23 protein-coding genes are annotated in these 20,383 nt (G+C 44.1%); 11 read left to right on the forward strand and 12 right to left on the reverse strand.

Translation table 11 applies throughout. The annotated features are described in order from the left end of the window. The first annotated feature begins 73 nt into the window (after positions 1-73). On the forward strand, positions 74-730 hold the full coding sequence (locus V6M43_RS02720; RefSeq protein ID WP_332732497.1) for a hypothetical protein: 657 nt from the start codon (positions 74-76) through the stop codon (positions 728-730). 4 nt (positions 731-734) lie between these two features. Here V6M43_RS02720 and V6M43_RS02725 read toward each other — a convergent pair whose 3' ends face one another. Beyond that, positions 735-1,118 (reverse strand): hypothetical protein, encoded by a 384-nt coding sequence (locus tag V6M43_RS02725; RefSeq protein ID WP_332732498.1) that lies wholly within the window; start codon positions 1,116-1,118, stop codon positions 735-737. Between the two features lie 144 nt (positions 1,119-1,262). On the opposite strand from V6M43_RS02725, the gene V6M43_RS02730 reads away from it, so the two are divergent. From V6M43_RS02730 to V6M43_RS02740, 3 genes are read left to right on the forward strand one after another with little or no spacing between them, the layout of a single operon-like run. Next, positions 1,263-2,684 (forward strand): tetratricopeptide repeat protein, encoded by a 1,422-nt coding sequence (locus V6M43_RS02730; RefSeq protein WP_332732499.1) that lies wholly within the window; start codon positions 1,263-1,265, stop codon positions 2,682-2,684. A 50-nt stretch (positions 2,685-2,734) separates the two neighbouring features. After that, a complete protein-coding gene (locus V6M43_RS02735) occupies positions 2,735-3,505 on the forward strand; it encodes a phosphosulfolactate synthase (RefSeq protein ID WP_332732500.1) in 771 nt (256 codons plus the stop codon). Beyond that, positions 3,505-4,245, forward strand: a complete 741-nt coding sequence (locus V6M43_RS02740; protein ID WP_332732501.1) for a shikimate dehydrogenase family protein — start codon at positions 3,505-3,507, stop codon at positions 4,243-4,245. The genes V6M43_RS02735 and V6M43_RS02740 overlap by 1 nt, the downstream gene beginning before the upstream one ends. 4 nt (positions 4,246-4,249) lie before the next feature. On the opposite strand, the gene V6M43_RS02745 is transcribed toward V6M43_RS02740, so the two are convergent. From V6M43_RS02745 to V6M43_RS02765, 5 genes are read right to left on the reverse strand one after another with little or no spacing between them, the layout of a single operon-like run. Next, on the reverse strand, positions 4,250-4,684 hold the full coding sequence (locus tag V6M43_RS02745) for an acyl-CoA thioesterase (RefSeq protein ID WP_332732502.1): 435 nt from the start codon (positions 4,682-4,684) through the stop codon (positions 4,250-4,252). A gap of 26 nt (positions 4,685-4,710) precedes the next feature. After that, on the reverse strand, positions 4,711-5,550 hold the full coding sequence (locus V6M43_RS02750) for a hypothetical protein (protein ID WP_332732503.1): 840 nt from the start codon (positions 5,548-5,550) through the stop codon (positions 4,711-4,713). Positions 5,551-5,560: 10 nt separating this feature from the next. Beyond that, positions 5,561-6,124 carry an RNA polymerase sigma factor gene (locus tag V6M43_RS02755; RefSeq protein ID WP_332732504.1) on the reverse strand — a complete coding sequence of 188 codons (564 nt, stop codon included), beginning with the start codon at positions 6,122-6,124 and terminating at the stop codon, positions 5,561-5,563. A 29-nt stretch (positions 6,125-6,153) separates the two neighbouring features. Beyond that, positions 6,154-6,732, reverse strand: coding sequence for an RdgB/HAM1 family non-canonical purine NTP pyrophosphatase (gene rdgB, locus V6M43_RS02760; protein WP_332732505.1), 579 nt, complete (start codon positions 6,730-6,732; stop codon positions 6,154-6,156). 3 nt (positions 6,733-6,735) lie between these two features. Then, positions 6,736-7,248, reverse strand: coding sequence for a hypothetical protein (locus V6M43_RS02765; protein ID WP_332732506.1), 513 nt, complete (start codon positions 7,246-7,248; stop codon positions 6,736-6,738). A gap of 130 nt (positions 7,249-7,378) precedes the next feature. On the opposite strand from V6M43_RS02765, the gene V6M43_RS02770 reads away from it, so the two are divergent. The 4 genes from V6M43_RS02770 (at position 7,379) to V6M43_RS02785 (ending at position 10,371) form a co-directional block, all read left to right on the forward strand. Further along, positions 7,379-8,443: a branched-chain amino acid aminotransferase gene (locus V6M43_RS02770; RefSeq protein ID WP_332732507.1), complete on the forward strand. Its 1,065-nt coding sequence runs from the start codon at positions 7,379-7,381 to the stop codon at positions 8,441-8,443. A gap of 65 nt (positions 8,444-8,508) precedes the next feature. Further along, positions 8,509-8,895 carry a 30S ribosomal protein S12 gene (gene rpsL, locus V6M43_RS02775; RefSeq protein ID WP_039132982.1) on the forward strand — a complete coding sequence of 129 codons (387 nt, stop codon included), beginning with the start codon at positions 8,509-8,511 and terminating at the stop codon, positions 8,893-8,895. Positions 8,896-8,913: 18 nt separating this feature from the next. Continuing rightward, complete coding sequence (gene rpsG / locus V6M43_RS02780; RefSeq protein WP_039132979.1) at positions 8,914-9,381, forward strand: 30S ribosomal protein S7; 468 nt, start codon at positions 8,914-8,916, stop codon at positions 9,379-9,381. A 108-nt stretch (positions 9,382-9,489) separates the two neighbouring features. Further along, positions 9,490-10,371 carry a sugar phosphate isomerase/epimerase family protein gene (locus V6M43_RS02785; protein WP_332732508.1) on the forward strand — a complete coding sequence of 294 codons (882 nt, stop codon included), beginning with the start codon at positions 9,490-9,492 and terminating at the stop codon, positions 10,369-10,371. Positions 10,372-10,442: 71 nt separating this feature from the next. Here V6M43_RS02785 and V6M43_RS02790 read toward each other — a convergent pair whose 3' ends face one another. From V6M43_RS02790 to V6M43_RS02815, 6 genes are read right to left on the reverse strand one after another with little or no spacing between them, the layout of a single operon-like run. Then, positions 10,443-11,180: a 3-keto-disaccharide hydrolase gene (locus V6M43_RS02790; RefSeq protein WP_332732509.1), complete on the reverse strand. Its 738-nt coding sequence runs from the start codon at positions 11,178-11,180 to the stop codon at positions 10,443-10,445. Position 11,181: 1 nt separating this feature from the next. Then, positions 11,182-11,577: a c-type cytochrome gene (locus V6M43_RS02795; protein WP_332732510.1), complete on the reverse strand. Its 396-nt coding sequence runs from the start codon at positions 11,575-11,577 to the stop codon at positions 11,182-11,184. A 12-nt stretch (positions 11,578-11,589) separates the two neighbouring features. Continuing rightward, positions 11,590-12,645 (reverse strand): sugar phosphate isomerase/epimerase family protein, encoded by a 1,056-nt coding sequence (locus V6M43_RS02800; RefSeq protein WP_332732511.1) that lies wholly within the window; start codon positions 12,643-12,645, stop codon positions 11,590-11,592. A 21-nt stretch (positions 12,646-12,666) separates the two neighbouring features. Continuing rightward, positions 12,667-13,824: a Gfo/Idh/MocA family protein gene (locus tag V6M43_RS02805; protein ID WP_332732512.1), complete on the reverse strand. Its 1,158-nt coding sequence runs from the start codon at positions 13,822-13,824 to the stop codon at positions 12,667-12,669. 10 nt (positions 13,825-13,834) lie between these two features. Then, positions 13,835-14,500 carry a gluconate 2-dehydrogenase subunit 3 family protein gene (locus V6M43_RS02810; protein ID WP_332732513.1) on the reverse strand — a complete coding sequence of 222 codons (666 nt, stop codon included), beginning with the start codon at positions 14,498-14,500 and terminating at the stop codon, positions 13,835-13,837. An 18-nt stretch (positions 14,501-14,518) separates the two neighbouring features. Continuing rightward, complete coding sequence (locus V6M43_RS02815) at positions 14,519-16,258, reverse strand: GMC family oxidoreductase (RefSeq protein ID WP_332732514.1); 1,740 nt, start codon at positions 16,256-16,258, stop codon at positions 14,519-14,521. Between the two features lie 229 nt (positions 16,259-16,487). Here V6M43_RS02815 and V6M43_RS02820 point away from each other — a divergent pair, with 229 nt between their 5' ends. The 3 genes from V6M43_RS02820 to V6M43_RS02830 are packed head-to-tail and all read left to right on the forward strand — an operon-like array spanning position 16,488 to position 20,381. Next, complete coding sequence (locus V6M43_RS02820; RefSeq protein WP_332732515.1) at positions 16,488-17,762, forward strand: MFS transporter; 1,275 nt, start codon at positions 16,488-16,490, stop codon at positions 17,760-17,762. 9 nt (positions 17,763-17,771) lie between these two features. Continuing rightward, the gene (locus tag V6M43_RS02825) at positions 17,772-18,656 is read left to right on the forward strand and encodes a hydroxypyruvate isomerase family protein (RefSeq protein WP_332732516.1); all 885 of its coding nucleotides are present in this window, start codon (positions 17,772-17,774) and stop codon (positions 18,654-18,656) included. A gap of 45 nt (positions 18,657-18,701) precedes the next feature. After that, positions 18,702-20,381 (forward strand): GMC family oxidoreductase, encoded by a 1,680-nt coding sequence (locus tag V6M43_RS02830; protein ID WP_332732517.1) that lies wholly within the window; start codon positions 18,702-18,704, stop codon positions 20,379-20,381. The last annotated feature ends 2 nt before the right edge of the window (positions 20,382-20,383 follow it).

The following is a 20,383-nucleotide window of genomic DNA, read 5'->3' on the forward strand; positions in this document are numbered from 1 at the left end:
TCATTTTCGATGGGCTTTCTTATTTTAGACAACCTGAAAGGTTTAAAAATCGTCTGATACCGTAAGATCGACCATGAAAAAATTATTACTCGCCGGCTCCCTGTTTTTTACAGCGCTGGCTTCCGAAGCCCAGAAAAAAACAGCTGACTTAACTATCATCTACGATGCCGTCATAACTACCGGCAGTGTTGAGCCCCGGCTGGCAGATGCATTTGACGGTGCAACTACCACGGTTTACCTCAAAGGCCATCACAGTAGGTCGGAAATGGTAAGCGCCCTTGCAAAGTTCACCACCATACATGACTCACGTACAGGCGCAGGGGTTGTTTTGCAGGAAGTAGGTGGGCAAAAAGTGCTGATCCGGATGACAGCCGATAACTGGAAAGATAAGAACCGGAAATATGAGGGAATACGTTTCATACCCAGCACTGAAACCAAGATGCTGGCAGGCTACCTTTGTAAAAAGGCAGTTGCTGAGATGAAGGATGGCAGCTCTTTTGTAGTTTATTATACAGAAGATATCATTCCGGAGAACAATGATTACAACAGCCAGTTCACCAATTTAAAGGGATTGCCCCTTGAATATGAACTAACCCAGGGAAAACTGAACATCAGGTATGTTGTATCACAGGTATCACTGAATCCCGTTCCCGTATCAAAATTCGACATACCAAAAGCTGGTTATCGAGAAATGACCTACGAAGAAAGTAAAAGGGGAAGAAAAAATTAATTGATCACTTATTGAGTTTCACCTTCAGGCGAAGTAATTGCAGGTTGTCCTGCGCTGCTCCTGACTTACTGATAGTCACCCTGTGATTATAGGGCATGATATAAGTGGTGTTACCCTTCTGGTAAGTGATGAGGGTGTTGAAAGTAAGGTGACTGGCTGATTTCTCCTGTTTGAAGATCATGCTGCCTTTGTAAGATGGACCAGCTTTAAGTGTAAATCCGGAGCTGGTTTTGATAGGAACGAAATCTGCAGTGAGCTTTGAGCCTTTGCGGTTCTTTTTCTCCCCACCCATACTTGCGAATGCAAAGCAGGCGAACCCCAGGAAAGCTGTTGCAACAAACAGCTTTAAACTATGCCGGGCAATTCTTGTATGGAGATTTCTTAACATCGAGACAAAAATAATAAAAATATTTGCTAATTCCGAAACCGTTTATCACAAACTTTAATATGTATTTAACGGATGGTGATAAAAAAAGTTACAATTAATTGGATGTTTTTTTTGAATAGCCTATATTAGGATAACCTATAGTAAATGAAAGAATACCCCTTTCGCCAGGATAAAGAGGATATTGAGGAGTTGCTCAGGCAGTATAACGACAGGAAATCCGGCCGTTCTTACTCCTTTCTGGATGAGGAAGCCTATGAAAAGATAATTAATCACTTCGACCAGGCCGAAGATCTCGCACAGGCGCTTGAAGCCAGTGAAATGGCAGTAGAGCAGTTTCCTTATTCTTCCACCTTATTGATCCGAAAAGCAGATATACTGATAGCGTCCCGCAAATACCAGGATGCTCTTTCCATTTTAGACCTCGCTGAACTCCTCGATAGTACAGATATCAATCTCTTCATTCTGCGCACCGATGCCTACCTTGCGCTCGACCAGCAGGACAAGGCCGTTGAATTACTGGAGAATGCCCTGAATTATTTTGAAGGGGAGGAGAGGATCGAACTACTCTTCGAGCTGGCAGATGTTTATGATGATTACGAGCAGTTCGATAAGATATTTGACTGCCTTAAGCTGATCCTGGAACAGGAACCCGCAAACGAAGAAGCACTCTATAAGATATGCTTCTGGACCGATTTCACCGGCCGGAATGAGGAGAGCATTCGCCTGCACCAGCAGATCCTCGAAGAGCTCCCTTATAATGAACTAGCCTGGTTCAACCTCGCCGCGGCTTACCAGGGACTTAAGCTTTATGAGAAGGCGATCGATGCTTATAAATTCGCCATCACCATTGACGAAAAATTTGATTATGCTTACCGGAACATGGGAGATGCATTCATCCGCATGCGTAAATTCCGGGAAGCAATCGAAGTGCTGGAAAAAGTGCTAGAGCTAAGTCGCCCTGAAGATGTTATCTATGAAGCTATCGGTCACTGCTATGACAGAATAAAGAATTATGGCCAGGCCAGGTTCTATTACAGGAAAGCAGTACACCTCAATCCGGATGATGCCAGGCTCTATTATAAGATCGGTTGCACCTATATTAATGAAGAGCTCTGGGCACAGGCAGTTAAACAGCTTGAAACGGCCATGCAGATCCAAAAATCGGTACCCGAATTCAACCTCGCCATGGGTGAGTGCAAGATCCAGCTGGGTGAAACCCGCGATGCCATATTTTATTTTTCCAATGTTGTGAGGGCGAGACCAAAAAGCACCACAGGCTGGGAAGCGCTTATACGTTGTTTATACAAAGGCTCTTTTATGGAGGAAGCGCTTGAACAGGCAGATGCAGCCCTTCAGCATACTGAAGGCAAGCCCCTTTTTATATACTATAAAAGTGCAATATTGTTTGCCCTCGGCAAATCAAGGGAAGCGCTGATATACCTGGAAAGAGCCATTCAGAAAGCACCTAAACAGCTGAAAGAATTTGTTGCACTTCATCCCTCTGTACTGCAAAATCAGCTTGTTGTTGATGTAATTGCCAGGAACAGGAAAGGTAGCCGTCCGTAATATGCCTTCCGTTTCCTATTTTTGCGCGGCAATTCCTTAAACAAAAGCAAATGAATTTCAATTTAACGCAGATCCCTGAACGTGTTGCCAAGCCGCGAATGAAAGGGATTACAATGGTAATGGATAAGGGCCTGAGTATTGAAGAGAGTAAGAATTTCATGAGTATTGCATATCCTCATGTTGATATAGTGAAGCTTGGTTTTGGAACTTCTTATGTAACTCCCAACCTCCGCGAAAAGCTGGAAATTTACCGTTCTTATGATATGCCTGTTTATTTTGGCGGAACTTTGTTTGAGGCATTCCTGATCAGAAACCAGTTTGATGATTATATAAGTGTTTGTAAAGATTATGGCATCAGCTACATGGAAGTGAGTGATGGTTCTATAACCATCCCGCATGCTGAGAAATGTGGATATATTGAAAAACTCACCAAGCATGGTACTGTATTAAGTGAAGTAGGAAGTAAGGATGCAGCCCATATCATCCCTCCCTATAAATGGATTGAACTTATGCGGGCAGAGTTGGATGCGGGTTCTACCTATGTTATTGCAGAGGCCCGGGAAGCGGGTAATGTTGGTATCTATCGCGGAAGCGGGGAAGTGAGGGAAGGTCTGGTGCAGGAGATCCTGACACAGATACCCGAAGAAAAAATCATCTGGGAAGCGCCCCAGAAAGCCCAGCAACTTTACTTCATTGAACTGATCGGCGCCAATGTTAATCTGGGTAATATCGCTCCTACTGAAATGCTTTCCCTTGAAGCAATGCGGGTTGGATTAAGAGGCGATACTTTTCATATGTTCCTTGATAAAGAAATGGCCTGATGCGCCAGTTCGGCTTAATAGGATACCCACTTGGTCATTCTTTTTCCAAAGGATATTTCACGGAAAAATTTGATAGGGAAGGTATTGATGCCGTATACAATAATTACCCGATGGCATCAGTGCAGGAAGTTCCTGCATTGCTGCTTACCAATCCTCTTTTGGAAGGGTTCAATATCACCATTCCACATAAAGAAACTATAATTCCTTTTCTCCATTCAGCAAATGAAGTGGTGAAAACTATTGGTGCCTGCAACTGCATTAGAATCCGGGATGGCAAATTGCAGGGATTTAATACCGATGTTATCGGTTTTGAATTGTCATTGAAAAAGTACCTGAAGAAAGAACATGATAAAGCCCTTGTATTTGGAACAGGGGGCGCTTCCAAAGCTGTTCAATATGTGCTCTCAAAACTTGGAATAGAATTTATTATAGCAAGCAGAAAAGTGGAGGGTAATGGTGCCACCATCAATTATGAATCTCTTTCAGAAGATTTGCTAAGGAGTTCAACACTTTGGATTAATACAACACCTGTTGGAATGCATCCCAATGAAGACGCGATCCTTCCACTTAACTATGATGCAATAGGAGCCCGCCATTACTTATATGATCTTGTTTATAATCCGGCTGAAACAAGATTTCTTAAAGAAGGTAAACAAAGAGGTGCAGCCATTGAAAATGGTTATGACATGCTGATTATCCAGGCAGAAGAAAGTTGGCGGATCTGGAATAGCATCGAATAATGCATTAAGGTGTTCCCAGCGTTTGTATCAATTCCTGCGGCAGTGATATTACTTTTTTCTGCTCATAGTTATAACAAACCATCCCTGTTTTAGCAAGGGCAATAATGGTTGATCGTTCACCACTTATTTTTTCCAGCTGGTAAAAGATATCAAATCCTACCCTTGTAAATTCTGCAGCAATAATTTTCACCTGGAGCCGGTCGCCATAGAATAATTCATTTTTGAATTCGATACCAACATCTGCCATGATAAGTGATGCACCGGCAGCATTCATCTCAGTGTATCCTGCATTCCTGAGGAATAGCATCCGGGCTTCGTGGATCAGGGTGAGTATGGTATCATTACCAACATGTCCGCCATAATTCAGATCAGTGATCCTGACCGGTAGCTCGGTTGTGAAGATATACTTCTCGGGCATGTTTAACCTTATGCGGGCCATGGGTGAAATTTATAAAAGAAAGATTTTTAATCCTGCTGAATAAGATCACTTAAGCGCAGCAGATCGAATAAATTATTGGGATCAGGAATATAAGGAGAGCGGTTTATGCGCTGTTGTAAAGTATTAAGCATACTGGCGTTTGCAGAGAGCTCTGGCTGATTCATCAGTGAATAGTATAAAGGGGCAAACTTGGTCGACATCCTGACCTTTTGCCCATCTCCCTGCCTCAATATGATATAACCTTCTTCGTTGCTCTGTACGGGAAGTATTGCCTGTGAAATTCTTGGTGGGTGCGGATAATTCACGGAGATTTCCGGATCGCCATTATCACTGTATTCCGCCGGCTTGTTGCGGAGTGAAGAATACCGGGGCTGCCGCCTTGTTTGCCTTATTTCTGTTGGCGCTTCGTTTATATGTATCTGTTGGGGGGCTGCTTTTATAACAGGATCTGCCTGTGGGGTTGCACCTGGTGAAGTAACGGCCATTCCTGAATTATTTTCAATCGGAACCAGTGAAGCGGTGGCTGTTTGTGCAGTATTATCAAATGGATTGCTATTGAAAGCCCAGATGAGCAGACCAATTAAAACGGCTGCTGCACCATATCTTATCAGGTAAGGGTATAATGGTCTTACAGGAACAACAGGATTGAGGGGGATAGATTGTTCTGGTTCAGGTTTGGCTTCATGAAGCTCCTGCATCAGCCTGTTCCAGATTTGAACGGGAGGTGTGGATTCGAAGGCTGTCAGTCTTTTGCTGATTGCCTTCTCCGCATTCACTTCTTCAAGCTCAGCGGCAATCTTTGTCCACGCACCAGGTGGTGGACCGGCCTGCCAATCATGCATTTTATCTCGTAAAGGATCATTCATCAGCTGGTGGTTATTTTCTTGTTACGCCTAAATGTTCTGCCACTTTTTTCTGTAGTATGGATTTGGCTCGTGCTAGTTGCGATTTACTGGTGCCTTCACTGATGCCGAGTATCTCACCTATCTCCTTATGAGAATACCCTTCAATCACATACAGGTTGAATACCGCCCTGTAGCCTGGCGATAATTCCTGAACCAGTTGCACTATATCTCTTTCCGCTAACTGGTCCAACACCGAAACCGAAACATCCTCGATGCCTATTTCCTCCTTTTCAGAAATACTGTTAAGGTGAACTTTCCTACGATAATGTTCAATGGATGTATTGACAAAAACCCTTCTGAGCCAACCTTCAAATGAGCCTTCATTCCTGAATTTCTCCAGGTTTCTGAAAACTTTGATAAATCCCTCCTGGAGCAGGTCCTGGGCGTCATCATTATTTCCCGCATAACGCAGGCAGATAGCATACATTTTCGGAGCAAACCGCTGGTACAGAATCTCCTGTATCCTGGGGTCTCCGGCAATACTTCCTTTGATTAAGTCGTAATCCGTAATATTTTGGTTGCCTGATTGCTCCACTTTTTTTTATTTCTTAGGTTTTCGATCGCTTATGACCTTTTCTGCAGGAAAGCGATCAACAGATCCATGGCCTTGCGCCTGTGACTGAATGTTTTTTTCTCTTCCATGCTCATCTCCCCAAAGCTTTTTTCACTGCCATCGGGAACAAAAACCGGATCATATCCGAATCCGTTAGAACCTTTTGGCCGCATCAGGATCGTCCCCTCGCATTTTCCCTCAAAAAAATACTCCTCACCCTCTAAAATTAAGGAAATGACCGTTCTGAATCGGGCATGTCGGTTGGGGTTGTGTCCCAACAGTTTCAGGAGTTTATCGTTGTTTCCCGAATAGCCTTCATCCTCTTTGGCAAAACGGGCAGATATTACCCCCGGGGCGCCATCTAAGGCATCCACTTCCAGACCGGTATCTTCACTAAAGCAGCTTTTGCCGGTCAGCTTATAAATGGTTTGGCTTTTCTCAGAGGCATTTTCCTGAAATGTATAATGTGGTTCAGGAATATCAATCTTTATGCCTGCCTCATGCAGCGTTATCAGGTTGAATCCGGCGGGAATGATCTGCCGGATCTCATTTATCTTATTAATATTATTGGTTGCAAAGATCAGATCCATACGCTAAGATTGAATTAATTGGAGGATACCATCCCAGAGTTTTTTCTTAAAGGGCTTCACCGTATCACTAACCTGGTTCAGGGTTTCGATAGGAGGGGCCAGCATGTACCCGAAATCATTTGTTTTTTCAGCTACAAGCTGGGTTGTGGCAGGAAGTTCGGCATTCAGTGAATTGTCCCCAAAACTCAGAATCACAGATGGTTCCAGCTGAAAGCGGAGCTCGGGCAAACTGATTGCCTGCTTTGCCAGGTTCACAATTGCTACATCAGCCGCATTCAACTGGCAGGCTTTCAGCAGGTTAGCTAAAAAGGTAAAAGCCTCATCCGGAAGATGGAGCTGTTCCGGATAATTTACAAGTATAACGAAACGCTTACTGTTGTTCCCCAGATATTGAAGCGGGGGGCCAGGCGCCTTCACCTCTTCAGCGATGCTCTTTTCGGGGATGGTTATAACCAGCGAATCCTTATAAAGTGCCTGTAATAATTCACCGGAAAGGTCTATATCATTGATTGACATTGGTGGATATGATTGTCTGTTGCAGGCAAATTACCCAGGTTAACAAGCTACTAACAAGTGTTAGTAAAATTCTTCCAATGGTTTGGCCGCCCGTATTTTTCGTTGTTACTTTGCAGCAAATGTACCAATTATGATTGCAGCTACCGATATTCCGGTTACTAAAGTTGAACGGACCCGGCTCAATGATATCCCTCTGAAGAATATCCCTTTCGGAAAGTATTTTACTGATCATATGCTTGAGGCCGAGTATGCTGATGGCGAATGGAAATCGGTTTCCATCAAACCCTACCAGCCCCTGCAGATGGATCCTTCCCTGGCGGCATTACATTATGGCCAGGCTATTTTTGAAGGTATTAAGGCTTATAAGGATTCAGAAGGTAATGCCTTTATTTTCAGGCCCTACGACAACTTTAAGAGATTTAATAAGTCGGCTGAGCGCATGAATATGCCTGCAGTTCCGGAAGAGATTTTTATGGATGGTATGCGCAAGCTTATAGAATTGGATAAGAATTGGATTCCTCAGATGGCCGACCATTCCCTTTATATACGGCCGGTGATGTTTTCAACTGATACCATGCTGGGGGTAAGACCTTCTTCTACCTATAAGTTTTTGATCATCCTTAGTCCAACCGGACCATATTTTGCTGCCCCGATGAAGATCCTCGTGGAAGAGGCCTATACCCGTGCTGCTCCTGGTGGGGTGGGTTTTTCCAAGAATGCAGGCAATTATGGAGGTAGTATGCTGGCAGTAACAGAAGCGCAGAAGCAGGGATATGACCAGGTGCTCTGGACCGACGCGTTCGAGCATAAATGGCTGCAGGAGGTAGGGATGATGAATGTTTTCTTTGTAATTGATGGTAAGGTGGTTACTCCTTCGCTGGAAGAGGGAACGATATTGGCGGGGGTTACCCGTGACAGTGTTATCACCGTATTAAAGGATATGGGGCTGGAAGTTGCTGAAAGGCGGATCAATATTGATGAATTACTTGAGGCATATGGTAAGGGAAAGCTTCAGGAAGCCTTTGGAACAGGAACGGCTGCAGTGATAGCCCTTATAAAAGAACTGAGGTACAAGGAGTTTTCTATGCAATTTAATACGGAGGAAGCCGGCATTGCCAACGAAGTAAAAAGTCGACTTTCTGCCATCAGGGGGGGCACGGCTCCCGACCTACATCAATGGATGTATAAAGTTTAGAATTTTTATTTTGTTTTATCGGCAATGGGATTTACCTTTGCCGTCCCAAATAAATAAGGTTTAGAATGCCTACAATTCAGCAATTAGTAAGAAAAGGTAGAGAAATAATCAAGGCCAAAAGCAAATCCAGGGCTCTGGATGCATGCCCTCAGCGTCGTGGTGTGTGCACACGTGTTTACACAACTACTCCAAAGAAGCCGAACTCAGCCCTCCGTAAGGTGGCAAAAGTTCGTTTGACGAACAAGATTGAGGTTATTGCCTATATCCCGGGTGAAGGTCACAACCTGCAGGAGCACTCAATTGTACTGATCCGCGGTGGTCGTGTTAAAGATCTTCCAGGTGTACGTTACCATATTGTACGTGGTAGCCTTGATACTGCCGGTGTAAAAGACAGGAAGCAGAGCCGTTCTAAATACGGTACTAAGAGAGATAAACAAGCTGGTAAAAAATAATTATAAAATAGTTCTTCGATGAGGAAAGCACAAGCCAAAAAATTGCCGCTGGCACCCGATGCCCGGTATAACGATAAACTGGTTACCCGTTTTGTCAATAATATCATGTGGCAGGGCAAGAAAAGCGTAGCCTTTGAAATATTTTATGACGCGGTCGACAAGGTGAGCAAGATCACCAATGAAGACGGTTATGAGATCTGGAAAAGAGCAATTGCCAATGTAACCCCGGCTGTTGAGGTTCGTAGCCGCCGTATTGGTGGTGCAACCTTCCAGATACCATCTGAGGTTCGTCCTGACAGGAAGGTGTCTCTGAGCATAAAGTGGCTGATCCGCTTTAGCCGTGAAAGAAACGGTCGCAGCATGGCAGATAAGCTTGCCAATGAAATCGTTGCTGCAGCAAAAGGTGAAGGTGGTGCGTACAAGAAGAAAGAAGATACGCATCGTATGGCCGAAGCCAACAAAGCATTCTCACACTTCCGTATTTAAGGGAAATATCTACTTTTTCATATGGCCGGTCCTTTTCAGGACCGGCTTTTTTGTATGCATCAATTTCCAGCGATTACGTATATTCATAACTAATTTATCTCAAGCAAAATGACTACCCGCAGAACCTTTTTAAAGCAGGCCGGACTGATTACACCGGCTATGCTTTTGCTTCCCGATGCACTCCTTGCCGCAGCCAAGCCTAAGAATGTAGGCCTTCAGTTATACACCCTTCGCGAGTTGATCAGTAAAGATCCGCGGGGTGTAATTGAAAAAGTTGCTGCCGCTGGTTACAAGGAAGTTGAACTTTTCGGACTTAACAATGGCAGTTTCTTTGGAATACCCGTGGCTGAATTTGCCGCCTTGCTGAAATCTCATGGACTCAAAGCTATCAGTGGTCATTATATGCCTGCGAAATTCCTGTTTGGCGATACAGAGGAAGGTACCAGTGAAATCAATGCTATGATTGGTCATGCTGCTACTATGGGCAATACCTATTTTACTATTCCATGGCTTCCTGCAGAAAAGAGGTCAAGCCTTGATGATTACAAAAAGATTGCAGCCAAACTAAATAAAGGTGCTGAACTTGCGAAAAAAGCCGGCCTCAAGTTCGCCTATCATAACCATGATTTTGAATTTAAATCGTATGATGGCACAACCGGGTTCGACATTTTAACCCGCGAAACCGATAAAGACCTGGTGAAATTCGAATTGGACATATACTGGGTAGCATTTTCTGGTATTGATACCGTGTCATTATTCAACCAGCTTAAAGGACGAGTACCTCTATGGCATGTGAAAGATATGGATAAGGTGAATCGCAGTAATAATACGGAGATTGGAAATGGTACGATTGATTATTCTGCCATATTTAAGGCGGCAAAAATATCCGGTATGAAGCATTTCTTTGTTGAGCAGGAAACTAATTATGTTCCTGATCCAATAAGCAGTGTAGAAGCCAGTATTAAATATATCAAGGCTAAGTTGATCTAAGGAAATAGTTACTTATAAAAAAAGCCCCCGCGATCAGATCTCCGGGGGCTTTTTCATTCAGGGAAGGAATATTATAATTTCCTTATTTTAATATTTCTAAACCATACATTGTCTCCATGGTCCTGCAAAGCAATTCTTCCGGAACGGAATCGCCCAAAATCAGGCATATCTCTAAACTTACTTCCGGCAAGTAATGATTTCCAGGAATCATCCCATAAACTGGTAGTAACGATTGTTTCGCCATTCAGCCTGAGTTCAAGTTTATTATTCTGCTGAATGATTTCTGCCAGATTCCATTCGCCAACAGGCCTTACTGTTTCTTTTGAAGAGGCGATCAGGTCATATAGGTCACCAGCTCGATGTTTGTGGATCTTGGCATCAGGGTGGCCGTTATTGTCAAGCACCTGCATTTCAGGGCCGGTATTCCATACATACTGGTATTTTGCGGGGTCATCCTGTATATTAAATATGATACCACTATTACCGTTAGGTGATATTTTCCATTCCAGTTTGAGGTGGTAGTCGCCAAACTCCTGGTCTGTAACTATATCGCCTCCATCTCCGGTTTGCCATCCGCTTTTATTGGATGCGTCGAGATGAAGTGTGCCATCTGTAACTTTCCATGCAGCTCCCACGTTTTTCTTTCCATAGGTATGCCAGCCATTGGTAGTATTGCCATCAAAAAGAAGCTGCCAGCCCTCCTGTTTCTCCTTCGTGCTTAGTGTATTATCTGCAGTCATTTTTTTTGAAGATGCGCATGCGCTTATTAGCAACCAGGCGATGGCAGTTACAACTGAGTATCGCGTCATCTTAGTTGTTTTTTAATGAGAGGATGTATCTGACCATTGTTTTGGCATCATCCTCTGACAACTGTGGATGCGCAGTCATAGGAACTTCACCCCAAACACCGCTGCCTCCCTTGATGATCTTACCGGAAAGATCAGCTATAGTTGCATCATTTGCTGTGTATTTGTTTGCCACATCCTGGTAAGAAGGACCAATAGATTTTTCATTGACCTTATGACAGGTAAGGCAGTCGCTGCCTGCTATAAGTTCAATTCCTTTTTCCTCATCTGCATTTACAGCAGGTGTTTCAGGTGCAGCCTGTTCTTCTGTAGCGGTTGTTTCCGTCTTCTTTTCTGAGTCAGTGCCTCCACATGCAAAGCTGAGTGCGCTGATGCCTGCGATGATAAAAATCTTTTTCATGTTGTTTTTTGTTTATTGAATTCCAAGGATTCTCTTGTTAAATGCTTCATCTGAACCAGTTCCTGCAAAATCATCAAATGCCTTATCAGTAACCCTGATAATATGGTCCTGGATAAAGATAGCACCTTCTGCTGCTCCATCCTCCGGATGTTTAATGCAACATTCCCATTCCATAACCGCCCAGCCTTTATAATCATATGCAGCAAGTTTGCTGAATACCGATCCGAAATCAACCTGTCCATCACCTAGTGAACGGAATCTTCCTGCCCTGTTTATCCAACCCTGGTAGCCACCATAAACGCCCTGCCTTCCTGTTGGATTAAATTCTGCATCTTTTACATGGAACATGCGTATCCGCTCGTGATAGATATCAATGTATTCCAGGTAATCAAGACACTGCAATACGAAATGTGAAGGATCATACAAAAGGCATGCCCGCGGATGATTGTCGACTTCTTTGAGGAACAACTCATATGATATTCCATCATGAAGGTCTTCTCCCGGGTGGATCTCATAGCATAGGTCTACACCATTTTCATCAAATACGTCAAGGATGGGGCGCCACCTTTTTCCCAATTCACGAAAACCAGTCTCAACTAATCCCGCCGGCCTTTGTGGCCATGGATAAACAGTATGCCATAACAGCGCTCCGCTGAAAGTGGCATGGGCATTGAGTCCCAGGTTTCTTGATGCCTGTGCTGCATACACTAGTTGTTGCACTGCCCATTCAGTGCGGGCTGCTGGATTTCCACGGAGGGCCTCGGGTGCGAAACCATCAAAGAGTTCATTATAGGCCGGATGCACTGCAACCAACTGACCCTGGAGATGCGTGGATAATTCAGTAATACTCATTCCACATTCCTCTACAATACCCTTTACTTCATCGGCATAGGTCTTACTTTCTGCAGCCAGTTTAAGATCAATACAACGACTGTCCCAACTTGGTATCTGTACGCCTTTAAATCCCAGGGCTTCCGCCCAAAGGCAAATAGACCTGAGGTTATTGAATGGTGCCTTGTCGCCCAGGAATTGAGCCAGGAATATTCCGGGACCTTTTAGTGTTGTCATATAATTCTTTTATGTTGATTTTTAGACTTCAAAAGGAGTCCATTTCTGATCCGATCGTGAACTCCGAACAACGTTCTCAATAAATGCCATTCCCCTGATCCCTTCTGTTATTCCAGGGAAATCAAGCCATTCCTTTTCAGGATTGCCGCCCTCTAGTTTTGTCCTGAGAGTTAATGCGAAATTGCGGTAGAGGTTAGCAAATGCTTCAAGATATCCTTCGGGGTGGCCGGCTGGTGTTCGTGTTCCAAACCTCGCATAACTGCTCAGGTAAGGATTGCCTGCTCGCAATACCTGGGTAGGTTCATGAAGCCATTTCAGGCGTAATGAATTAGCTTCTTCCTGGTACCATTCCAATCCCCCCAACTCACCATAAATCCTGATCTTGAGATTATTCTCTTCGCCGGCAGCAACCTGGGTTGCATAAAGAAAACCAGTTGCTCCCTGCTCAAATCGAAGCAAAACGGCACCATCATCATCCAACTGCCTTCCAGGCACTACTATATTTAATTCTGCACAAAGGGCGGTTACCTTTAATCCACTCACGTATTCCGCCATATTAAAGGCATGGGTACCTATATCACCCATACAACCAGAGATACCACTGCGTTTTGGATCAGTGCGCCATGCCGCCTGTTTGTAATTGGATCCTTCCCTGAATTCGGTTAACCATCCCTGGGGGTATTCTACCTGGATCTTTCTGATCTTTCCCAGCTTGCCCGCAGCAATGATTTGCCTCGCTTCTTTTATCATCGGATAGCCGGTATAGGTATGCGTGAGACAGAATAGCATGCCTGTTTTTTCAATCACCTCCCGCAATTGAATTGCTTCAGCAAGCGTAAAGGTGACAGGCTTATCGAGCACCACATGAAAGCCATTTTCCATGGCCATACGTGCAGGCGCGAAATGCATATGATTGGGTGTTACTATGCTTACAAAATCCATCCGGATATCTTCCGGTAATTTTTTTTCAGCCAGTATCATTTCTTCAAAGCTCCCATATACCCTGTCGTTCGGTAAATAGAGAGAAGAGCCGCTTATACGTGATTTTTCTGCATCACTGCTGAATGCTCCGCAAACCAATTCTATTTCGCCATCCATTATGGCAGACATGCGGTGGACTGCACCAATAAAGGCATCCTTGCCACCACCGATCATCCCCATCCTAAGTTTTCGGCTCATCCTTTCAGGTTTATTTCGTGAAGCTGATACATTCTTTCAATTCCTTTTCTGTATATGCAAGTCCATATTGCTTGAGAACATCATCAGGAACTCCATTCCACTGATTGGGAGCATTGCCTACATATCCGATATCCTTCACGCCAATAGGGGATGTATAGAATCCTGAAGCTGTAAGATCGCGCATCAGGTTGAAAAATGCTACTCCCTGCTGCATGCCGGGTGCAGCTTTTTGTGGATAGGCGATCTGGTCAACCATAGCAATTCTTTGTTCCTCACTACAATCCTTAAACGATTTATCAAACTGGCGGAAACACTGCATGTCGAGCCAGCGTAATCCTCCCCGCATCGGCGTTTGGTGGTAAGGCATATCCTTCACGATGAATTCAATAAAATCGGGAACACCTGCTTCTGAAGCACTTCCGCTTACTTCATCTTTCGGAATAATGATATCAGCTAAAATAGTTATGGTAGCCATTTCATGATCAGTGAAAAACTTCTCCGCAGTGATCTTTTTATAATGCTCCTCTTCCTCCTTCATGCGGTCAATCTTAGGACCTGCTGAAGCATCAGCTGTTTTTACTGCGTCCTTTTTATCTGTATCCTTACAAGCATCAAGCAGCATGCCGGCAGAAAGTGAGCCCAGTGCAATTGCTTTTATCGATTTCCTTCTGTCCATATTAAATATTGATATGGGTTAGATATTTTGTTTTTTCAACTGGTCAATGATGTATTCACTTGCTCTCATTGACAAGGCCAGGATTGTCCAGGTAATATTTTTATCTGCTTGTGAAACAAATGGCGCGCCATCCACAACAAAGAGGTTTTTGCAATCATGCGCCTGGTTCCATTTATTAAGCGCCGATGATTTCGGATCATTACCCATTCTCGCAGTTCCGGCTTCATGGATAATTTTACCAGGTGCGTTGAGGCCATAATTATTGGCTGCACTTGCATCATCACCCCAGGTAATAATTGCACCCATCTCGTGCATGATCTCCCGGAACGTTTCTTTCATATGCTTTGCTTGGTTGATCTCATGATCACTCCATTTAACATTGAAACGTAGTACCGGGATTCCATATTTATCAACAACATTCGGATCAATCTCGCAATTGTTTTCGCGGAAGGCTATTGCTTCGCCGCGACCTGCCATGCCCACGCTCGCGCCATAGAAGTAGCGGTAGTCCTCTTTTAGTGAAGCACCATAACCACCGGCCTCCTTTTTTTGTCCATTAACTGCATATTTACCATTCTGGAACTGGATCCCACCGCCAAACCCATAGGCGGGCTGGCCCATTCCGCCCCAATATTCAATATGATATCCACGTGGGAAATCCATTTTTTTATTGTCGAGCCACCAGGGTGAATAAACATGCATCCCGCCAACACCATCTTCATTATATCTCTTACGCCCCAGTAATTGTGGTAAGAATCCACCCATTTCTGCTCCTGTAGAATCATGCAGATATCTCCCAACAACATCGCTTGAATTAGCAATTCCATTCGGATGACGCTGTGATTTCGAATTAAGCATGAGTCTGGATGATTCACAGGCACTCGCTGCAAGAACCACAACCTTAGCCTCCACCTGGTATTCAAGCATGTCATCCTTATTGACATAGGAAACACCTGTAGCAAGACCTTCTTTATTAGTGAGTACCTCCCTTGCCATTGCATTCGGGATAACATCTATATTACCTGTTGCAATTGCTGGCTTGATCAGTACTGATGATGAAGAGAAATCGGCATATACCTGGCAACCCCTGTTGCACTGACTGCAATAGAAACAGGCACCCCTGCTATCATTGATCTTTTTGGTGAGAATGGAAAGTCTTGATGGAATTACTTTAACACCTGCTCTTGTTGCACCGTTTTTGATAAAGAGTTCATGAAGCCTTGGCTTGGGCGGAGGAAGGAAGATGCCATCGGGTTCATTTTCCAATCCCTCATTGGTTCCGAAGATTCCGATCAGTTGGTCAACCCGGTCATAATAAGGTTTTATATCGTCATACCCAATCGGCCAGTCTTCACCCAATCCATCAATACTGCGTCGCTTAAAATCTTTGGGTCCAAACCGAAGGGAGATCCTTCCCCAGTGATTTGTACGACCGCCGAGCATACGCGCACGCCACCAGTCCCATTCAGTACCGGCAGCTTTTGTATATGGTTCACCATCAATTTCCCAGCCCCAGTAACAGGCATCGAAATCACCGAATGGTCTGAACCGTGTACTTGCTCCACGACGCGGTGATTCCCAGGGATTTTTCAACTGGGTTACATTTTTGGCCGGATCGTACATGGGACCGGCTTCCAGGAGGCAGACCTTTAAACCTGCATTGGCCATAATATAAGCGGCCATTCCACCACCGGCACCCGACCCCACAATAATAACATCGTATTTTTTTGGCTGTTTTTTGATCTGCAAATCACCCATCGTTAGATATGAATTGGAAATGAAGTAAAAGAATTAAAATTAGGTATTAAACCTATTCAAAATCAGAAAATTCACCAGCCTCCCGATTTGATAAAAAAAATGAACAATCGGTTAAAATAGTGCAACAATGGGGGGGAATCTGATCTTTTTTTTGCGAGTACAAATATTAGTGTCACAAATACACACGAATCCCATAAATTTATAATCGTCTATAGAGCAAACCAACGATATGCAAGCCAACATTCAACGTAATCAATTATTTGTAGCCAGCTGCCTTTCTTTGTTAGTAACTTCTTTGTCTTTTGGTATCCGGGCAGGGATACTTAATCGACTGGGCCAGGAATTTCATTTAGATCCTCCTCAACTCGCATCCATTGCAGCAACCGCTTTCTGGGGCTTTCCCCTTGCAGTTGTTATAGGAGGTATGGTAGTGGATGCCATAGGAATGAAGAAGCTTTTGATCGTAGCATTTGTATTCCATCTCGCAGGAATTGTGCTAACCATTTTTGCCGGTGGTTTCTGGTCATTATTTATTTCCACCTTACTCATTGGTATAGCAAACGGTACTGTAGAAGCAGCCTGTAATCCACTGGTGGCAACACTTTATCCGGAAAATAAGACTACTAAGCTCAACCATTTCCATTTATGGTTCCCGGGAGGAATTTTCATTGGTACCCTTATAGTATTCCTTTTCGATAAACTGGGAATAGGATGGCAGATACAGGTGGCAATGATGATATTGCCAACACTAATATACGGATACCTGTTTTCGCGGTTAGACTTTCCCGTTACCGAGCGTGTGGCCGCAGGGGTTTCAACGGCTGATATGTACAAGGCAGTAGCAACACCTTTATTCCTCTTCATGTTCATCTGTATGTTTGGTACAGCTATTACCGAACTTTTCACCGGACAATGGGTTGGGGTTCTTCTGAATAATGTTACCGACAACCCGATCCTGATCCTGACAATTACTACAGGTGTGATGGTGGTGGGAAGGGGACTCGCAAAGCCAGTTGTACATCGCTTTTCTCCACAGGGCGTATTATTGATGTCCGCAATCATGGCTGCAATCGGGATTTATATGCTTAGTACAATGAGTGGCAATTCACTCTATTTTGCTGCCCTTGTATTTGGTATCGGCGTATGTTATTTCTGGCCAACCATGCTTGGTTTTGTAGCGGAGAATATTCCTAAATCGGGGGCGCTGGGTCTTAATCTTATGGGTGGAGCCGGTATGTTCGCCGTTTCGGTTTATACCTTATTCATGGGAGGGTTTTATGACAGGCTCCTGATGAAGCAATTGCCCGAAGGTGCAGCACTTGATACCTACAGGTCTGCGGCGGCGGGTTCCAGTGAAGCTGCTCAATATGCAACGGCCCAACTCTCGGCAGGACCAGATGTTTTGAAAGCAACAGCCGCGATCCCAATCATTTTGGTAGTAGCCTTTACAGGACTGGTAATTTATATGCGTAACAGAAAAAAGGTAACCATAGCCGGTGCCTAAAGTATAACTATGAAACCTGAAAATACAAGAAGGGATGCCATGAAAAAAATCCTGGCAGCAGGTGCAGGCGTGGCGCTATCACCTATTTCATCTCTTGCATCCGGTTGCAGTGATAAACCTGATAATTTAATGAAAGGGAATATTAATCATGCTGTTTGCAGATGGACCTATTCATTTCTTTCTCTGGATGAATTATGCCGGCAGGCAAAAGATATCGGCATAAAAGGAATTGATCTTGTAGGTCCAAAAGAATGGGATGTGCTGAAAAAATATGGTCTTGATTCTTCCATGTGCAATGGTGCAGAGATCAACCTTGTGCATGGATTCAACCATACAGAATATCATGATACTTTAGTGAAGAATTATACGGAGATGATTCCTATGGTAGCTAAGGCCGGGTATAAAAACCTGATCTGTTTCAGTGGTAACCGCGATGGCATGGATGATGAAACCGGTCTTAAAAATTCGGTGGAAGGACTGAAGAAAATTCTTCCCCTGGCAGAAAAGCATGGCGTTACCATACAAATGGAATTGCTGAACAGCAGGGTAGATCATAAAGACTATATGTGTGACCGTTCTGCATGGGGTATTGAACTTTGCAAACGACTTCAGACACCGCATTTCAAATTGCTCTATGATATATATCATATGCAGATAGATGAAGGGGATATAATGCGATCCATCCAGAACAATCACCAGTATTTCGGCCATTATCATACAGGTGGCAATCCAGGCCGCCATGAGATTGATGAGAGCCAGGAATTATATTATCCCGCCATCATGAAAGCAATTGCTGCTACAGGCTTTAAAGGTTATGTGGCACAGGAATTCATTCCGGCTGCAGCCGATAAAATTGCATCATTGCGTAAAGCTGTGCAATTATGTGATGTATAATTCCATTATCAACTACAACAATCAAACAAACCACAAATAAGAAATATGGCCGACAATACTTATGATGCCATCGTTATTGGCTCCGGAATTAGCGGAGGTTGGGCCGCTAAGGAATTAACGGAAAAAGGGCTTAAAACATTGATGCTTGAAAGAGGCAGAAATGTTGAGCATGTGAAGGATTATGTGAATGCCAACAAGCATCCCTGGGACTTCCCGCACCGTGGCGGCCGCACCCAGGAAATGATTGCAAATTATCCCGTTCTTAAACGTGATTATCCACTCAATGAAACCAATCTTGATTTTTGGGTTAGTGATAAGGATTGTCCATATACAGAGATAAAACGATTCGATTGGTTCCGCGGATACCATGTTGGTGGACGCTCTCTCACATGGGGCAGGCAGAGTTACCGCTTTAGTGATACTGATTTTGAGGCAAACCTTAAAGACGGCCACGGTGTTGATTGGCCCATCCGATATAATGATATTGCGCCGTGGTACAGTTATGCCGAAAAGTTTGCGGGGGTAAATGGATCCAAAGAAAACCTTGCTATTCTTCCCGATGGCGAATTTTTGCCAGCCATGGAATTGAACTGTGTGGAGAAAGATGCAGCCGCAAGGATCAAGGCACATTTTAAAGGAGAGCGTGCACTTATCATTGGGCGTAGTGCTAACCTAACGGCACCCATAAATGGTCGCTCCAATTGCCAGTATCGGAATAAATGCTGGCTGGGTTGTCCATTCGGCGCATACTTCAGTACACAGTCGGCAACATTACCTGCTGCAATGGCAACTGGTAACCTGACCTTACGGCCATGGTCAATCGTAACTAAGATCATTTACGATAAGGATACAAAAAAGGCTAAAGGTGTTGAAGTGCTTGATGCAGAAACAAACCAGACTTATGAATATTTCGCTAAGATCATTTTCCTGAATGCATCTGCATTGAATTCAACATGGATACTCATGAACAGTGCAACTGATATCTGGCCTGATGGTTTGGGTAGCAGCAGCAATGCACTTGGACATAACCTCATGGACCACCACCTGGGTGTAGGTGCGAGTGGAATCGTTGAAGGTTATGATGATAAATATTATTCAGGTCGCAGGCCGAATGGATTTTATATTCCACGCTTCCAGAATGTTGGAAATGACAAACGTGATTATGTGCGTGGATTTGGTTACCAGGGCTCTGCCAGCAGAAGTGGCTGGAGAAGGGAGATCGCTGAACTTAATATAGGAGCGGAACTTAAAGAAGCGCTCTCTGAACCAGGCGGCTGGACAATGGGTATGGGAGGTTTCGGTGAGATATTACCTTATCATGAAAATAAAGTAACGCTTGATAAAACAGTTAAAGACAAGTGGGGACTGAATGTACTTGCCATTGATTGTGAGCTGAAGGAGAATGAAAAGAAAATGCGCAAGGACATGATGGATGAGGGAGAAGCAATTCTGATTGCTGCCGGTGTTAAGAATGTTCGTAAATGGGATGGTGATGGCACCCCCGGAAGAGGTATCCATGAAATGGGAACTGCTCGTATGGGAAGGGATCCAAAGACTTCGGTTTTGAATAAATGGAACCAGGTTTGGGATGCACCAAACGTTTTTGTAACAGATGGTGCGGCTATGACCTCCGGCGCTTGTGTGAATCCTTCATTAACATATATGGCGTTAACAGCAAGAGCTGCAGATCATGCCGTGTCTGAATTGAAAAAAGGTAACCTTTAATA

It is taken from the genome of Flavihumibacter sp. (assembly GCF_036676075.1).
Lineage (GTDB): Bacteria > Bacteroidota > Bacteroidia > Chitinophagales > Chitinophagaceae > Flavihumibacter.